General features: G+C 53.7%; 14 protein-coding genes. 8 read left to right on the plus strand and 6 right to left on the minus strand.

Annotated features, from left to right (window positions below; translation table 11 throughout):
* The 3 genes from ABK821_RS03700 to ABK821_RS03710 all read left to right on the plus strand — a co-directional run.
* A partial coding sequence (locus ABK821_RS03700) for a hypothetical protein (RefSeq protein WP_395033815.1) occupies positions 1-306 on the plus strand: 306 nt, incomplete at its 5' end.
* A gap of 171 nt (positions 307-477) precedes the next feature.
* Positions 478-894 carry a secondary thiamine-phosphate synthase enzyme YjbQ gene (locus ABK821_RS03705; protein ID WP_138363128.1) on the plus strand — a complete coding sequence of 139 codons (417 nt, stop codon included), beginning with the start codon at positions 478-480 and terminating at the stop codon, positions 892-894.
* A 2-nt stretch (positions 895-896) separates the two neighbouring features.
* Complete coding sequence (locus ABK821_RS03710; protein ID WP_308560729.1) at positions 897-1,250, plus strand: MmcQ/YjbR family DNA-binding protein; 354 nt, start codon at positions 897-899, stop codon at positions 1,248-1,250.
* Positions 1,251-1,382: 132 nt separating this feature from the next.
* On the opposite strand, the gene uvrA is transcribed toward ABK821_RS03710, so the two are convergent.
* Positions 1,383-4,208, minus strand: coding sequence for an excinuclease ABC subunit UvrA (uvrA, locus tag ABK821_RS03715; RefSeq protein WP_142502964.1), 2,826 nt, complete (start codon positions 4,206-4,208; stop codon positions 1,383-1,385).
* Positions 4,209-4,456: 248 nt separating this feature from the next.
* Between uvrA and ssb1 the strand changes: the two genes are divergently transcribed.
* Positions 4,457-4,984: a single-stranded DNA-binding protein SSB1 gene (ssb1, locus tag ABK821_RS03720; RefSeq protein WP_138363131.1), complete on the plus strand. Its 528-nt coding sequence runs from the start codon at positions 4,457-4,459 to the stop codon at positions 4,982-4,984.
* A gap of 403 nt (positions 4,985-5,387) precedes the next feature.
* On the opposite strand, the gene ABK821_RS03725 is transcribed toward ssb1, so the two are convergent.
* From ABK821_RS03725 to ABK821_RS03735, 3 genes are read right to left on the minus strand one after another with little or no spacing between them, the layout of a single operon-like run.
* Complete coding sequence (locus ABK821_RS03725; RefSeq protein ID WP_138358338.1) at positions 5,388-6,728, minus strand: aspartate aminotransferase family protein; 1,341 nt, start codon at positions 6,726-6,728, stop codon at positions 5,388-5,390.
* A 33-nt stretch (positions 6,729-6,761) separates the two neighbouring features.
* Positions 6,762-8,126: an ethanolamine permease gene (gene eat / locus ABK821_RS03730; protein WP_343178179.1), complete on the minus strand. Its 1,365-nt coding sequence runs from the start codon at positions 8,124-8,126 to the stop codon at positions 6,762-6,764.
* Positions 8,126-8,335 carry a hypothetical protein gene (locus tag ABK821_RS03735; protein ID WP_142502959.1) on the minus strand — a complete coding sequence of 70 codons (210 nt, stop codon included), beginning with the start codon at positions 8,333-8,335 and terminating at the stop codon, positions 8,126-8,128. The genes eat and ABK821_RS03735 overlap by 1 nt, the downstream gene beginning before the upstream one ends.
* A gap of 35 nt (positions 8,336-8,370) precedes the next feature.
* On the opposite strand from ABK821_RS03735, the gene ABK821_RS03740 reads away from it, so the two are divergent.
* The 3 genes from ABK821_RS03740 to ABK821_RS03750 all read left to right on the plus strand — a co-directional run bounded on the left by ABK821_RS03740 (position 8,371) and on the right by ABK821_RS03750 (position 13,548).
* The gene (locus tag ABK821_RS03740) at positions 8,371-9,375 is read left to right on the plus strand and encodes a phosphotransferase enzyme family protein (protein WP_138358342.1); all 1,005 of its coding nucleotides are present in this window, start codon (positions 8,371-8,373) and stop codon (positions 9,373-9,375) included.
* Positions 9,376-9,515: 140 nt separating this feature from the next.
* Positions 9,516-10,568, plus strand: a complete 1,053-nt coding sequence (locus ABK821_RS03745; protein ID WP_138358344.1) for an AraC family transcriptional regulator — start codon at positions 9,516-9,518, stop codon at positions 10,566-10,568.
* A 715-nt stretch (positions 10,569-11,283) separates the two neighbouring features.
* The gene (locus ABK821_RS03750) at positions 11,284-13,548 is read left to right on the plus strand and encodes a TonB-dependent siderophore receptor (protein WP_138358346.1); all 2,265 of its coding nucleotides are present in this window, start codon (positions 11,284-11,286) and stop codon (positions 13,546-13,548) included.
* An 899-nt stretch (positions 13,549-14,447) separates the two neighbouring features.
* Here ABK821_RS03750 and ABK821_RS03755 read toward each other — a convergent pair.
* Positions 14,448-14,729 (minus strand): YjcB family protein, encoded by a 282-nt coding sequence (locus ABK821_RS03755; RefSeq protein ID WP_138358348.1) that lies wholly within the window; start codon positions 14,727-14,729, stop codon positions 14,448-14,450.
* A gap of 310 nt (positions 14,730-15,039) precedes the next feature.
* Positions 15,040-15,369 (minus strand): superoxide response transcriptional regulator SoxS, encoded by a 330-nt coding sequence (gene soxS / locus ABK821_RS03760; RefSeq protein ID WP_138358350.1) that lies wholly within the window; start codon positions 15,367-15,369, stop codon positions 15,040-15,042.
* Positions 15,370-15,454: 85 nt separating this feature from the next.
* Here soxS and soxR point away from each other — a divergent pair, with 85 nt between their 5' ends.
* Positions 15,455-15,937 (plus strand): redox-sensitive transcriptional activator SoxR, encoded by a 483-nt coding sequence (gene soxR, locus ABK821_RS03765; protein ID WP_138358352.1) that lies wholly within the window; start codon positions 15,455-15,457, stop codon positions 15,935-15,937.
* Positions 15,938-16,291: the final 354 nt, after the last annotated feature.

The raw sequence follows: 16,291 nt of genomic DNA on the forward strand, positions 1-16,291 counted from the left end.
CTCGTCCCATCCCTGGGACTCGCCCTTCCAGGGCCAGCGCAAGCGCTGTTCAAAATTGCTCCCGGCAATTTTGTCCCTGTCTCGACCCGCCCTCTGGCCGCCGTCCTGGCGGCCAGTCCTGGATGCGTGCCTGCGTTCCCGCCAGGTTTCCTTGATGCGCCCACCCCCCATGCGGTGAGTCCGTTATTCGTCAGTGGCTTTTCAGAGGCTGAAAATCATAAAAAAAGTCATATCCTTTATATTTCAGCCCGTATCAGCTCAGTTAGTGAATCAACCGAATCAGATTTTCGTTTAAACCACCGATAATGCGTTTGCCACAGGCAAATAAAACAAAAGACAACACCGATGATTTGCTTAAGTGAACGGCATTGGTCACTTAAGCTGCCGTTTTTTTGTGCAAAATTAGCGTGCCAAAGGTTTTACCTTTTCACTTATTGCTGCACACTTAAGAAGATTTATTGCTAAAAGGAGTCGTTTATGTGGCATCAGCAAACCCTGATATTAGGCCCGAAAGCCAGGGGTTTTCACCTGGTAACTGATGAAATTGTGGGCCAAATTCGCCAACTGTCGCGGGTGAAAACGGGCCTGCTGCATTTGCTGCTCCAGCATACATCCGCTTCCCTGACGCTCAATGAAAACTGCGATCCGACCGTCCGCAACGATATGGAGCAACATTTTCTCCATGCCGTGCCGGATAACGCGCCGTATGAACACGATTATGAAGGTCCCGATGATATGCCCTCGCACATTAAGTCGTCGATGCTCGGCGTATCGCTGATGCTGCCTGTGCAGGATGGGCGCGTCAGTCTGGGAACCTGGCAGGGTATCTGGCTGGGGGAGCATCGTATTCACGGCGGATCGCGCCATATTATTGCGACGCTCATGGGGGAATAAAAATGACAATTTCGGAACTCTTGATGTACTGCATGGCAAAACCGGGCGCGGAGCAAAGCGTGCATAGCGACTGGAAAGCCACACAGATCAAAGTGGGGGATGTCCTGTTTGCAATGGTAAAAGAGGTTGAAGATAACCGGCCTGCGGTATCGTTAAAAGCCAGTCCGAAGCTGGCGGAACTCCTGCGGGAGCAGCATCGCGATGTCCGCCCCAGTAAACATCTGAATAAAGCTCACTGGAGTACGGTGTTTCTTGACGGTTCCCTGCCGGATTCGCAGATTTACTACCTGGTTGACGCTTCATACCAGCAGGCGCTCGATACGCTTTCCGAGAGTAAGCGCAGACTATTATCATAAAATTCCAGTCAGCAGCGCCATCTGGCGTATAGCCCTGATGCCGGATGTTGTTCGAGTGAAAATCACTCAATATCAGCGGCAAAAATAAGGTGAGATAACGCCTCTTCCCGAAGAGAGAAGAGGCTGGTGAAGTTACTTCAACATTGGCTTAAGGAAGCGAGCGGTATAGGAAGCTTCACACTCGGCAACCGTTTCTGGCGTACCGGCAACGAGGATTTCACCACCGCCGCTGCCGCCCTCCGGGCCGAGATCGACAATCCAGTCCGCCGTCTTAATGACATCCAGATTGTGCTCAATCACCACGATAGTGTTGCCCTGATCGCGCAACTGGTGCAGTACCTCCAGCAGTTGCTGAATATCGGCGAAGTGCAGCCCGGTAGTCGGCTCATCAAGAATATACAGCGTTTGCCCGGTACCGCGTTTCGACAATTCTCGCGCCAGCTTGACGCGCTGGGCCTCGCCGCCGGAGAGCGTGGTGGCCGACTGACCGAGACGAATATAGGTCAGCCCTACATCCATCAGCGTTTGCAGCTTACGCGCCAGCGCCGGAACCGCGTCGAAGAACTCACGCGCTTCTTCGATAGTCATATCCAGCACTTCATGGATCGTTTTGCCTTTGTACTTAATCTCCAGCGTTTCGCGGTTATAGCGTTTGCCTTTGCACTGATCGCAGGGCACGTAAATATCCGGCAGGAAGTGCATCTCGACTTTGATTACGCCATCGCCCTGGCAGGCTTCACAACGGCCGCCGCGCACGTTGAAGCTGAAACGGCCCGGCGTGTAGCCGCGTGAACGTGATTCCGGTACGCCTGCAAACAGTTCACGCACTGGCGTAAAGACGCCGGTGTAGGTGGCCGGATTGGAACGCGGCGTACGGCCGATAGGGCTCTGGTCAATGTCGATCACCTTGTCGAAATGTTCCAGCCCCTGAATATCACGATACGGCGCGGGTTCGGCAATGGTCGCGCCGTTAAGCTGGCGCTGGGCGATCGGGAACAGCGTATCGTTAATCAGCGTCGATTTACCTGAGCCGGATACGCCGGTAATGCAGGTAAAGAGGCCCACCGGCAGCGTCAGCGTGACGTCTTTCAGGTTGTTACCGCGTGCGCCGGTCAGCTTCAGCACTTTCTCCGGATTGGCGGGAACGCGCTGTTTTGGCACCTCAATTTTGCGTTTCCCGCTCATGAACTGGCCGGTCAGGGATTCCGGCACAGCCATAATCTCTTCCAGCTTACCTTCAGCCACCACCTGACCGCCGTGGACACCTGCCCCAGGGCCGATGTCGATAACGTGGTCGGCGGCGCGAATCGCGTCTTCATCGTGCTCGACGACGATAACGGTGTTGCCGAGGTTACGCAGGTGGATCAACGTGCCGAGCAGGCGTTCGTTATCGCGCTGGTGCAGGCCGATAGAGGGCTCATCCAGCACGTACATCACGCCGACCAGGCCTGCGCCAATCTGGCTGGCGAGGCGAATACGCTGGGCCTCGCCGCCGGAGAGGGTTTCCGCCGAGCGGGAAAGGGTCAGATAGTTCAGGCCGACGTTGACGAGGAATTTCAGGCGATCGCCAATCTCTTTCAGCACTTTCTCGGCGATTTGCGCGCGCTGGCCGGAGAGCTTCAGATTGTTGAAAAACGCCATCGCGTGGCCAATGCTCATATCTGAGATGGTCGGTAACGGCGTGTTTTCGACGAACACGTGCCGCGCTTCGCGACGCAGGCGAGTGCCGTCGCAGCTGGTGCATGGACGGTTGCTGATGAACTTCGCCAACTCTTCCCGTACCGCGCTGGATTCCGTCTCTTTATAGCGGCGCTCCATGTTGTGCAGCACGCCCTCGAACGGATGGCGGCGCACGGAGGTGTCGCCGCGATCGTTCATGTATTTGAATTCAATGTTTTCCTTACCTGAACCATACAGCACGACCTTCTGCACGCTGGCCTCCAGGGTTCCCCAGGGGGCTTCCACGTCGAACTTATAATGCTCCGCCAGCGATTTCAGCATCTGGAAATAGTAGAAATTCCGCCGATCCCAGCCGCGGATAGCCCCGCCAGCCAGCGAGAGTTCAGGATTTTGAATGACGCGTTCAGGGTCGAAATATTGCTGTACGCCCAGGCCATCGCAGGTCGGGCAAGCGCCAGCCGGGTTGTTGAAGGAGAACAGGCGCGGTTCCAGTTCACGCATGCTGTAGCCACAAATCGGGCAGGCGAAGTTGGCGGAGAACAGCAGCTCTTCCGCTTTTGGATCATCCATATTGGCGACGATCGCGGTGCCGCCGGAGAGCTCCAGCGCGGTTTCAAAAGACTCGGCCAGACGGGTGCTGAGATCTTCACGTACTTTAAAGCGGTCAATAACCACCTCGATCGTGTGTTTCTTCTGCAACTCCAGCTTTGGCGGATCGGAGAGATCGCACACTTCGCCGTCGATCCGCGCGCGGATGTAGCCCTGCCCGGCGAGGTTTTCCAGCGTTTTGCTGTGCTCGCCTTTGCGCTCTTTAATGATCGGCGCCAGCAGCATCAGACGCTGGCCTTCAGGCTGAGAAAGCACATTATCCACCATCTGGCTGACGGTCTGCGCCGCCAGCGGGACGTCGTGATCCGGGCAGCGGGGTTCGCCGACGCGTGCGTACAGCAGACGCAGGTAGTCGTGAATTTCGGTAATGGTACCTACCGTCGAACGCGGGTTGTGGGAGGTCGATTTCTGTTCAATGGAAATTGCTGGCGACAGCCCTTCGATATGGTCGACGTCCGGCTTTTCCATCAGCGACAGGAACTGCCGCGCGTAGGCGGAGAGCGATTCAACGTAACGACGCTGTCCTTCGGCGTACAACGTGTCGAAAGCCAATGAGGATTTGCCTGAACCCGAAAGCCCGGTAACGACAATCAGTTTGTCGCGTGGGATGACGAGGTTGATATTTTTGAGATTGTGGGTGCGGGCGCCCCGAACTTCGATCTTATCCATTCACCTTTCCCGGTAGATACGCGGATTGCCTGGTTTGCTTGAAGGACAAACGGCGGAAACGGCTAATTATGACACAATTTAACCTGTTTGAATATACAGTGTTCGAATGCATTTTCCGGCAAGCTATGTAACAATGTCAGCCCGCGCGTGATATCCGGAACACACTTCCCAGCTATCAAATGACCCCCTGGAAATGATACACTCGCGCGTTTACACTTAATCAAGAATCGTATTCAGGAGACACAGACATGGCCAGCAGAGGCGTAAACAAGGTGATTCTCGTCGGTAATCTGGGCCAGGACCCGGAAGTTCGCTACATGCCGAGTGGTGGTGCGGTTGCCAACATTACGCTGGCTACTTCCGAATCCTGGCGTGATAAAGTGACCGGTGAGATGAAAGAGCAGACTGAATGGCACCGCGTTGTGCTGTTTGGCAAACTGGCGGAAGTAGCTGGTGAGTATCTGCGTAAAGGTTCTCAGGTTTATATTGAAGGCCAGTTGCGTACCCGCAAGTGGACAGACCAATCCGGGCAGGACAAATATACCACTGAGGTGGTGGTTAACGTTGGCGGCACGATGCAAATGCTCGGCGGTCGTCAGCAGGGCACCGGCGCGCCGGCAGGCGGCGGTCAGCAGCAGGGTGGTTGGGGCCAGCCTCAGCAGCCGCAGGGCGGCAACCAGTTTAGCGGTGGCGCGCAGTCTCGCCCGCAGCAACAGGCTCCGGCAGCACCATCCAACGAACCGCCAATGGACTTTGACGACGATATCCCATTCTGAGTTTGAAGTTTTTATATGTAAACAAAGTGTTAACTCATTTTTTTGAGTTAACGCTAGGTTGCTGAAGCGCCGGTTGCAAGCCTGACTTATCCTTACCCAGTAATGGGTTTGAACCTCGAAAGAGGGAGGGGGAGTGTAGCATGTCAGGAAAAGGCTGGTTGCGGGGAAATAACCTGCTTTGCGCCAGCCATTGCAGGTTTCATCGGGTTAAGCCTGATTGGTTGAATAATCGTTCATCGTGGGTTTCCGGATATCTATGGCTCAAGGTTATTCTGGAGCCTTACCAATATTTATACCCGCCATACTCCAGGTTGCAGGCGCGCCGTCTTCTGAGCGACGCGTCTCATCCATGAGACTCGTTCTTTCGGAAACGGCACAATCTGGTTCTATCACCCCCGGCAGATCAGGAGCCTAATCTGGTCAGGCAACGGTCAAGCGCGCTCACCAGCCAGTCGATATCTTCGGCCTGGAAGCATAGCGGCGGGCGTAATTTAAGGACATTACCGTAAGGTCCGGCCACGGAAGTCAGGACAAACTCTTCGCGCAGCGCTTCAATAAGATTAAGCGCCAGGGCCTTATTCGGCTGTTTACTTTCCCTGTCGGTGACCAGTTCGAAGCCAATAAATAGCCCGGCGCCGCGTACATCGCCGACGCATTCGTGCTTATCCTGCAAAGTGCGCAGCGCCGCCAGCAGTTGCTCGCCGATATGCAGGCTATGGGCCTGGAGCTCTTCCTGCTGGATAACGCTCAATACCGCCTGGGCCGCAGCCATAGCAACGGGGTTGCCGCCAAAGGTGTTAAAATAGGGAAGCGCGTCGCTGAAAGCCGCCAGCACTTCTCCTTTAGCCATCAGCCCTGAGACCGGGATGCCGTTGCCCATCGGTTTGCCGGTGGTCACGACATCAGGCACCACATCGTGGCGGGCAAATCCCCAGAATGCCTCGCCGGTACGGGCAAAACCGGGCTGTACTTCATCGGCGATAAAAATCCCGCCGTTTTTATGGACCACATCGATCGCCTGTTTCAGAAAACCGCGTGGGCCAGGTAAAACGCCGTCAGAAGAGAAAATGGAGTCAGCCAGGAAACCGGCGAATTTAATGCCGTGGGCCGCCATATCATCAATCTGCTTCTGAATTTCCGCTGCAAACCAGGCGCCTGGATCGGCGGTCTGGTTACGGTAAAAATCCGGTGGGGCCACCAGGCGCGTTTCAGGCGCCAGGGGCTGGCCGCTGCCCAGAGCAGGCGATACGCCAGAGGTTAACGCGCTGGTTCCGTGGTAGGCCTCACGGGAGACAATAATGCCGGTGCCGCCGCTCCAGGCGCGGGCAATGCGAATCGCCAGGTCATTGGCCTCAGAGCCAGTACACATATACATCGCCCGATTAATTTCGCCGGGAAGCGTGGCGAGGAGTGACTCGCTGTAATCAAGAATATGTTCATGCAGATAGCGGGTATGGGTATTTAACTGCATCATCTGCTGGTGAACCGCTTCAATTACCGCCGGATGACAGTGGCCGATACTGGCAACATTGTTGTAAACATCCAGATATTTATTCCCCTGCTTATCCCACAAATACTGTCCCTGCCCGCGCACCAGATGAACTGGATTACGGTAAAACAGGCGGTAGGACTCGCCGAGGATCTTGCTGCGTTTATCGGTTAACTGGCGGATCTCCGGAGCCAGGCTGTCGGCATGTTCAGCGCGAAAGCTATTGGTGTCCATGATGGTTGATCGTACGGTCATAATCACTCCTTTTATTCAGGCTCTGAGGCAGACTTATTCGTTGGTCGCCGTGACCGGAGAGCTGGCAAGCGCGTTTCTCCGGGCGTGTGTTGTCAGAAAATAGAGGTAACCGGCTACCATAAAGGCCAGGAATAACGCGCCAATCTGCGGGTTAAACCACAGCATGGCAGCCAGGCAAACGACAGCGCAGAACAGGGCGATAGCGGGGATGAACGGGTAACCCGGCGCCTTGTAGCTGCGGAGTAACGTGGGTTCACTACGGCGCAGCTTAAACAGACTCAGCATGCTCATGATGTACATCACGATAGCGCCAAAAACGGCCATGGTGATCATCGCGGCGGTCAGGCTCATGCCCTGCAGGCTGATACCATCCGAGAAGATAGCGGCGATACCGATTACGCCGCCGGCAAGTATGGCCCGGTGCGGGGTCTGAAAGCGCGACAGTTTAGACAATGCCGGGGGCAGATAACCGGCGCGGGCAAGAGCATAGAACTGGCGGGAATAGCCCATAATAATGCCGTGGAAGCTGGCGATCAGGCCAAACAATCCGATCCAGACCAGCATGTGCATCCAGCGGGAATCGTTGCCGACCAGCATTTTCATCGCCTGAGGAAGCGGATCGTTAATATCAGAGAGAGTACGCCAGTCTCCGGCCCCACCAGCCAGCACCATTACGCCTACCGCGAGGACAACCAGCGTGATGATGCCGCCGATATAGGCCCTGGGGATTGTCCGGCGCGGGTCTTTGGCCTCTTCTGCCGCCATTGCCGCCCCCTCGATAGCGAGAAAAAACCAGATGGCGAAAGGGATAGCCGCAAAAATACCGGACACGGATGCCGCAGAGAAACTATCGCTGCCCGCCCAGCCGTGGGCGACAAAGTTAGCCAGACTGAAACCAGGTGCGACAACGCCCATAAAGACAAGTAATTCGATTACCGCCAGCAATGTGACCAGCAGTTCGAAGGTCGCGGCGATACTGACCCCGACAATATTCAGCCCCATAAAGATGAGATACGCGCAGACGGCGATCAGTTTTGGGTTAAGTTCCGGGAACTGGACATTAAGGTAAGCGCCAATCGCCATGGCAATGGCGGGCGGGGCGAAAACAAATTCAATCAACGTCGCGATACCGGCAATCAGGCCGCCGGTATCGCCAAATGCACGGCGACTATATGCGAATGGCCCACCGGCTTGCGGGATCGCGGTGGTCAGTTCGGTAAAACTAAAAATAAAGCAGGTATACATCAGGGCAATAAATAATGTGGTAACCAGAAAGCCCAGAGTGCCTGCCACTCCCCAGCCATAACTCCAGCCGAAATACTCTCCGGAAATCACCAGTCCGACAGCAATTCCCCACAACTGCAGGGCTCCGAGAGTAGGTTTAAGTTTGTTTTTCATCACTGCATTCCCCGTCTGTGCCATAGAAGAAATGTGACGCCGTTAACGCTGGCACATTGATAATGGCCCGCTAAACGGGGAAAAACTTGACCGTAAAAAACAGATGACTGCTGGCTAATGTCAACTCCAGGTGTGAACAGGGGGAAATGCAGGCTGCGGTCAACTTTCTCTGTCGCGTCGTCAAGCCAGTCAAAAAGGTTCAGCGCCATTCTGAAGTCACCTTCAGAGATAAATGGAGCAGGACATGAGCGCGAAACAGTACGACACCCTGAGTAACGAAATGATCCTCCGGTTGGCCCATCAGGCGCTGGCTAACTATCCGCAATACGCTGATGCCACGGTTCGGTTACTGTGCCGATCGGAAAATGCCACCCTGCAGGTGACGCATTCCGGTAACCGGTTCGCGCTGCGTATTCATCGCGGTGATTATCATGATCGTCAGGATATTGAAAGTGAACTGCTGTGGCTCGACGCCCTGCGCGATGCCGGTATTGCGGTGCCGGAAGCGATCGCGGATGACCGGGGCGAACGGATTCAGCGGTTGCCCCTGGCCGACGGAAGCCAACGCTATGGCGTATTATTTCACTGGATTGACGGGGAAATGCCGACAACCCAGGTCGATCCAACGGCCTTCCGTCAATTGGGACATATTACCGCGCGGTTGCATCAGCACAGCCGTAGCTGGCAAAAGCCCGCGAGTTTTCGCCGTATTATCTGGGATCACCAAACCATGGTGTCGGCGGCCAGTCACTGGGGAGACTGGCGGGATGCCCCCGGCCTCGATCCACGGGAACATCCTCTGGTAGAGGAGACGATCCGGCATGTCGGTCAGCAGATGACGGAATTTGGTCAGTCGCCGGCGCACTATGGCCTGATTCACGCGGATCTGCGATTAACCAATCTGCTGTTACATCATGGGGAGACTCGCGTAATTGATTTTGATGATTGCGGTATGGGCTGGTATCTGCATGATTTAGCGGCGGCCATCAGCTTTGTTGAGCATCATGCCAGCGCTCCCCAGTGGATCGAAAACTGGCTAAGTGGCTATGAGCAGGTCGCGCATATCAGCGATCGGGAACTGGCTGTCATCCCGGCAATGTTGATCCAGCGGCGTATTCAGCTTACCGCATGGGTCGCTTCACATCGGGAAACGGAAATGGCGCGCAGCCTGGGGGATGCCTGGACCAGCCATACCGTGCGTTTGTGTCAACGTTACCTGGCCGGCACAGCGTTACCCGTCGGCGTATGAGCGCACACTCCTGGCGCATTCTATGGCCGCGATGGTGCAAATAATCCGAAGGTATTTTAATAAATTGATGATTATAAATAAGATTATGGTTGGTATGTTTTTTGCTGGAGAGCTGTCCATGTGTAGCCTCCAGTGGAATAATGACCATGATGCAATCAGATAGTGTGTTATCTGCGCTCTCCGGAGCGGTGGGTATGCACCGCGGCGTATTATCTGCGGCCGCGACGGGGCTCAGTGATTTCATCGGTTCCCAGGGAGGGGATGCTGACCGAATTTTCGGGATTAGCGGCATCAATCCAGAGAGTCTGTCTTGTCCGACCCTGAGCCTGGATCTGGTCAGTTATTGCCGGGTAATGGAGGAGGCGGCGCATCTGGCCGGTCGTGATAATTTCGGCCTTTATTACGGCCAGCAGTTCCGGCCGCAGTCATTGGGGCTTATCGGTTATATCGGCCTGTGCTCCGCCACCCTTGAGCAGGCGCTGCGCAACCTGGTCAGCGCCTTTCCGTTTCACCAGCACAACACGCTGATTCAACTGACCGAACGTCATGACAGCTGGCAACTGGACTATCAGGTCCGCCATGGGGCGATCCTCTCCCGGCGTCAGGACGCAGAGCTTACGCTGGGCATGTTTCTGAACCTTATCCGCCATGCGGCAGGCAAGCACTGGGCGCCCAGAGAAGTGCATTTTGAACACCCTCGTCCTGAACAGTGGCACGAGCACTGTAAGGTATTTGATGCCCCCGTTTATTTTGATCAGCCGTTTAATTCCATGATCATTAATAAAGCGGATGTCTCACGCAAAATGCCCGATCACGACCCGATGCTGCTGCTGGTTATGCAGGATGCGATTCGACGCCTGAGCGCGGTGCCGGTTAACCAGAGCTGCGTTGACCAGACCCGAACCGGCATTCAGCTGCAGCTGGTTAATGGCGAACCGTCGCTGGAGGCTGTTGCTGAAAAGCAGGGGCTTTCCGCCTGGTCTTTGCAGCGGCGCCTGCGTGAGGAAAACACCAGCTTTAGCGCGCAAGTTGATCATGTGCGTAAAGAGATGGCGACTCACTACCTGAAACAGCAGCATTTGTCGGTATCGGAAATGGCGTTGCTACTGGGGTATTCTGAGGTAAGCGCTTTTTCACGGGCGTTTCGTCGCTGGTTTGGTTATAGCCCCCGCCACTACCGTAAGTCGCGTTAATATCGGGATATGAGTTAATTCTCATTAATATGGCGCAGACGGCTATGATAGCCTGTCGTTTCACGCTGCCGGATGCGCCATGTATTTTCATATCACATCCGCTGACCTTCAGATTCAGTTTTCTGTTATTCAGGAAGAAATATTTCATCGACTGCCGCCCTCCCGCAACGCGAATTATGTAGAGTATAAGCTGCTGTATATCTGCGTGATACGCTATTTTTTTATAAAAAACACTGAGGCATATTCAAGTCATCATGCTATGTCGCCATAAACAATTGTGGAGACAATATGTGTTAATTATGTTTTTTTAATGTGGATGTAATTCATTTATTTAAAATTTACATCAATAAAAGTAGCGCTAACCATATCTATCTTTATGTTTTTATTTCATTATTTAATTAAACTCTAAAATGAATAATTATCGACTTGATAATAAAACTCATTTCTAATAACGTTATGTGGCACAATAATCCTATTGGTGCTGTTCGGATAACGCTATCAAAGAATAGCGTGGCCCGTTTATATCTTCATTTTGCCAGGGTGATATATCCCTATTTTTGGTGATTAATTGCTTATTGCTATCCCGGTATTTTAGCGGGAGGGCTTTGCTATGCCAAAAGCAGAGATGATGCCCTGTGCATGGAAGTCATTACTGTTTATCGGACAGATAAAACAGGCGGCCCCGACAGCAATAAAAGAAAACAGGGCATATTCCATGAAACATTATTCACTGGCGGTTCTGATCCATATGGCTATCTGGGGAGTGACATTATCAGCGCAAGCCGCTGATGGCAGCACTTCAGAGGAAACAAAGAAATCCGAGACCGCGACCACAACCGCTGAGACAAATCACGACGAAACGATGGTGGTGACCGCGGCGACACAGAATCTGCAGGCCCCCGGCGTTTCCACGATTACGGCCGATGAAATCCGTAAGCATCCACCCGCTCGCGATGTCTCCGAACTGATTCGTACACAACCGGGCGTTAACCTTACAGGCAACTCCACCAGCGGCCAACGCGGCAATAACCGCCAGGTTGATATTCGCGGTATGGGGCCGGAGAACACGCTGATTCTGGTTGATGGTAAGCCAGTGACCAGTCGTAACTCCGTGCGCTATGGCTGGCGCGGCGACAGGGATACACGCGGCGACACCAGTTGGGTACCCGCGGAAATGATCGACCATATCGACGTCATTCGCGGTCCTGCGGCGGCCCGCTACGGCAACGGGGCGATGGGCGGGGTAGTCAATATCATCACGAAACCGGCCACCGGCGAGTGGCATGGTTCCTGGAATACCTATCTGAACGCTCCTCAGCACCGTAAAGAGGGCGCGACCAAGCGTACTAACTTTAGCCTCAATGGTCCGCTCTCGGATCAGGTCAGCTTTAATTTATGGGGAAATCTGAGCAAAACTCAGGCCGATGCCCAGGATATTAACTCTGGTCATGAAGCGGCACGAACCGGTAGCTACGCAGGCTCTTATCCGGCGGGGCGCGAAGGGGTCGTGAATAAAGATATCCACGGCAAGCTGCGCTGGGAATTTGCGCCGATGCAGGCGCTGGAATTTGAAACCGGCTACAGCCGTCAGGGCAACCTGTATGCGGGCGACACGCAAAACACCAACACCAGCGCACTGGTGAAAAGTATGTATGGTAAAGAGACCAATCGTCTCTATCGTCAGACTTACGGGATTACGTGGACCGGCGGCTGGGACAACGGTGTGACCAGCAACACATTCGCTCAGTATGAACGTACCCGTAACTCACGCATGAACGAGGGGCTGGCCGGGGGATCGGAGGGAATTTTCTCCAGCAGCAAATTCTCGGATATCGATCTGTCGGACGTCCTGTTGCACAGTGAAGTGAACATTCCGTTTACTCTCGGCGTTGAGCAGAATCTGACGCTGGGTACCGAGTGGAACCAGCAACGGATGAAAGACGGCGTATCAACGACCCAGTCTCTCTCTTATGGTTCCATTGACGGTGTATCGGCTACCGGACGCAGTCCCTATTCCAGCGCCGAGATTTTCTCGCTATTTACCGAAGATAATATCGCGCTGACCGACAGCACCATGTTGACGCCGGCGTTACGCTTTGACCACCATACCCTTGTCGGCAATAACTGGAGTCCATCCCTGAACCTCTCCCAGGAACTGTCGGAGAGCTGGACGCTGAAGCTGGGGATTGCCCGCGCCTATAAAGCGCCGAACCTTTACCAGCTCAACCCGAACTATATTCTGTACAGCAATGGCCAGGGGTGCTATGCCAGCAACTCTGCCTGTTACCTGATGGGTAATAAAGATCTGAAAGCGGAAACCAGCGTCAATAAAGAGATTGGTCTTGAGTTCAAGCGTAACGGCTATCAGGCTGGCGTGACATACTTCCGTAACGATTACCGCAATAAGATTGAATCCGGCTATTCGGCAGTGGGCACGGCCAGCAACGGCACCACCAATATTTATCAGTGGGAAAACGTACCGAAGGCGCTGGTTGAAGGGCTGGAAGGCACGTTAAATCTGCCGGTAAGCGAAACGGTTAACTGGAGCAATAACCTGACGTGGATGCTGCAGAGTAAGAACAAGACCACCGGCGATCGCCTGTCGATAATCCCGCAGTTCACGCTCAACTCGACCGTCAGTTGGCAGGTGCGCGACGATCTCTCATTGCAGAGCACCTTCACCTGGTATGGCCGCCAGAAACCGAAGCGCTTTAACTATAAAGGTGAGGCGGTATCCGGCAGTGAGCTGAACGAAGTGAGTCCGTATAGCATTGTCGGGCTGAGCGCGACCTGGGATGTGAACAAAAATCTGAGCCTGACCAGCGGGGTGGATAACCTGTTCGACATTCGCCACTACCGTGCCGGTAATGCGCAGACCACGGGGAACTCGACGACCGGCGCTTATCTGTATGGCGCGGGCGCGGAAACCTATAATGAATCAGGCCGGACGTTTTATGTCAGCGTGAATACGCATTTCTGATAATCATTTAACGACAGGCCGGGATCTTTATTTATCCCGGCTTTTTATTGCCCGCTAAAAACCGCGCTCTGTGCAATGCTGGTCAGTTAAGGGCTGTCAGTTGTGTTTATGGCTGGCTGAGCGGTTCTGTCAATCGGTGGTTCTGGCGAACATGACGCATTTTTCGTTTTCACCCATTTTGGCTTAGTGGCCAGTTCTGGATGTGCGCCTGCGTTCTCGCCAGGCTTTCCTGATGCGCCCAACCCCCTCTGCGGTGAACCCGCACTCAGTCAGCGGCTACCCGGGTGCTGAATGTCATGAAAAAAACAGGCGATATGTTTTTTAAGATTTTGGTCCCCTTTCCCCGGAGGTAAACAACGGCAGGTGATGTTTTTACTTTTAGCATCAGCGAAATATGTCACGGATATAAATTATGACAAAATCTTCACTGACTCTACGCAATTCATTCAACTTAGCAGCTTACACTGGTTCCTGTTAATCGAATCCGCTTGATCCCGGAAACGATTAATAATGGCATCCTGCCATTTCCATTCTTAAAGTTGTCCCCTTTCCCCCTCCCAATTCCCAACCGTAGCGATACGGAGGAGGGGGAATCCTTGCCAGCGTACGCTCAGACTTTTACGGAACTTTTATGCTGGTTATTCATAAGGCTATGCGCCAGGAGATGTTGTCTAAGTTGGGGAGATAGCGTGAAAAAAGCGTGCCTGATGTCTGGCTTAACCGGGTTTTGTTAGCGCCAGGCGGAGAGAGTTAATGATGGTTTTGACGACATCTAGTCAGCGGTATGTTCCGTTGACGATAGGTGGTGTGGACAGGCGTGATATCCGCTGCCTGTGAACGACCAGGGGGATGTTTCGATCGTCCCCCGGCATTGCTTCCTTGTGGGACGCTTTTTTCGATCAGGTCATGACCATTGGCCATTCCGGCGGGGTCTGGCTCATGACGTCAATCATCACGTCCTTAATATTACCCCAGATTTTTGCTGCATCCAGTAGCGTAATGCCCAACAGACCAGTGGCAAACCAGCATGCTGCGGCCAGGCCCATACAGCTACAAATCACCGCTAAACCGGCATAATCGCTTTTACGTAGCTGAATGTTTAATGAGCTGGCCAGGAACATCAACACAGCGCTCACGAGTGGCCAGCGCAGAAGTACAACACTGGTAGTAATGGAAGCCATCAACCTATCCTCAACGAAATTTGGGCACCTTTGACAACCTGATGAGACTGACGGTGACGTGGTACTCTGGCTATCTACAGGCAACTAAGACAGCAATGAAACAGTGTTCTTGTTTCACCAACTAATGTGAACTATATCACATTAGCTCTTTTATTCACCAGTCAAAAGATGTGCTTTTTTTGCGCTCATTAACCCTATTTTTTATGGCTAATGATAAAGAGATGATGCTTTCTACGACAGGCTGTCGTGGCAGGCATTTATGCAGAGGCTGAGCAACGATCGGGTCAGCCTCTGGCCTGATAAGGTGTTATCAGGCGGAAATGTGGTGGCGATAGTCGGTGGGCGTACGGTCGAATTCGCGGCGGAACACGCGTGAAAAGGTTTGTTGCGATACGTAGCCGAGATCCATCGCAATATCAAAAATAGGGCGCTGGGTGGTTCTCAGTGCTTCCGCGGCGAGCAACAGGCGGCGCTGGCGAATGTAATCCCCCAGAGTTTGATGCATGACGGCGCGGAACATCCGCTGGAGATACCATTTTGAGTATCCCGATTTTCTGGCGACTACATCAATGTTAAGCGGTTGATCGATATGTTCATCAATCCATTCAATTAGCGTTTGGATAATATCCTGATGGGACATAAAGCGGCCTCTCTCAATTCTCGATTCGTCGTTTTGTCTGCGGGCGAGTATAATTCCTCAAGTTAACTTGAGGTAAAGCGCTTTTATGGAAAAAAAATCACCCCGTATCAAAATGCTGCTGACCCCTGGTGAAGTGGCGAAACGCACCGGTGTGGCCGTCTCCACGCTGCATTTTTATGAAAGCAAAGGGCTGATCCACAGCCAGCGCAACGCCGGCAATCAGCGTCGCTACCGGCGCGATGTCCTGCGGGCGGTGGCGATAATTAAAATTGCGCAACGTATTGGTATTCCGCTGGCGACTATCGGCGAGGCATTTGGCGTGCTGCCGGAAGGGCATAAGCTCAGCGCCAAAGAGTGGAAGATGCTGTCATCCCAGTGGCGGGAGGAACTGGATCGGCGCATTCATACTCTGACCGCGCTACGCGATCAGCTGGATGGCTGCATCGGCTGCGGCTGCCTGTCACGCCGCGACTGTCCGTTACGCAACCCCGGCGATAAGCTTGGCGCAGAGGGCACCGGCGCGCGGCTGCTGCTGGAGGAGGACTCAGAAATAAAAGGGTTCAGTTAATCGGTGGTTCTGGCGAAAGTCAGAAGTTACCCGTTCGCTTACCATCCTGATTCAGACTGAAAGATTTTATTTTTATGGCCTTCAGCATCCAGATCGCCGCAGAGGGAGGCGCATCAGGAAACCTGGCGAGCACGCAGGTGCGTATCCAGAACTGGCCACCTGGCCGTTCACTCGCAGCGGATATGGCTGAGTACCCGTCGGCCTGCGAACGGTATCGTTGCGTTAACCCCTGCCGCAAAGCTTCTGAGGAACGATCCATCACTAAAGCCGATGACCGGGAAAAATTGCTATCAGCCCAATACAAAAATGTTACCGGATTGCGCATGGACGATAACGTTTGCGCATCGGCTGGTT

The sequence above is a fragment of the Klebsiella sp. KE9456 genome, from assembly GCF_043832615.1.
GTDB classification, from domain to species: Bacteria; Pseudomonadota; Gammaproteobacteria; order Enterobacterales; family Enterobacteriaceae; genus Klebsiella; species Klebsiella indica.

What these genes read in the sequence shown, in the direction of transcription:
- uvrA (WP_142502964.1), bottom strand. Translation starts at nt 4,208, where the DNA reads ATGGATAAGATCGAAGTTCGGGGCGCCCGCACCCACAATCTCAAAAAT.
- soxR (WP_138358352.1), top strand. Translation starts at nt 15,455, where the DNA reads ATGGAAAAAAAATCACCCCGTATCAAAATGCTGCTGACCCCTGGTGAA.
- ABK821_RS03725 (WP_138358338.1), bottom strand. Translation starts at nt 6,728, where the DNA reads ATGACCGTACGATCAACCATCATGGACACCAATAGCTTTCGCGCTGAA.
- ABK821_RS03705 (WP_138363128.1), top strand. Translation starts at nt 478, where the DNA reads ATGTGGCATCAGCAAACCCTGATATTAGGCCCGAAAGCCAGGGGTTTT.
- ABK821_RS03740 (WP_138358342.1), top strand. Translation starts at nt 8,371, where the DNA reads ATGAGCGCGAAACAGTACGACACCCTGAGTAACGAAATGATCCTCCGG.
- ssb1 (WP_138363131.1), top strand. Translation starts at nt 4,457, where the DNA reads ATGGCCAGCAGAGGCGTAAACAAGGTGATTCTCGTCGGTAATCTGGGC.
- ABK821_RS03755 (WP_138358348.1), bottom strand. Translation starts at nt 14,729, where the DNA reads ATGGCTTCCATTACTACCAGTGTTGTACTTCTGCGCTGGCCACTCGTG.
- ABK821_RS03710 (WP_308560729.1), top strand. Translation starts at nt 897, where the DNA reads ATGACAATTTCGGAACTCTTGATGTACTGCATGGCAAAACCGGGCGCG.
- ABK821_RS03750 (WP_138358346.1), top strand. Translation starts at nt 11,284, where the DNA reads ATGAAACATTATTCACTGGCGGTTCTGATCCATATGGCTATCTGGGGA.
- eat (WP_343178179.1), bottom strand. Translation starts at nt 8,126, where the DNA reads ATGAAAAACAAACTTAAACCTACTCTCGGAGCCCTGCAGTTGTGGGGA.
- soxS (WP_138358350.1), bottom strand. Translation starts at nt 15,369, where the DNA reads ATGTCCCATCAGGATATTATCCAAACGCTAATTGAATGGATTGATGAA.
- ABK821_RS03745 (WP_138358344.1), top strand. Translation starts at nt 9,516, where the DNA reads ATGACCATGATGCAATCAGATAGTGTGTTATCTGCGCTCTCCGGAGCG.
- ABK821_RS03735 (WP_142502959.1), bottom strand. Translation starts at nt 8,335, where the DNA reads ATGGCGCTGAACCTTTTTGACTGGCTTGACGACGCGACAGAGAAAGTT.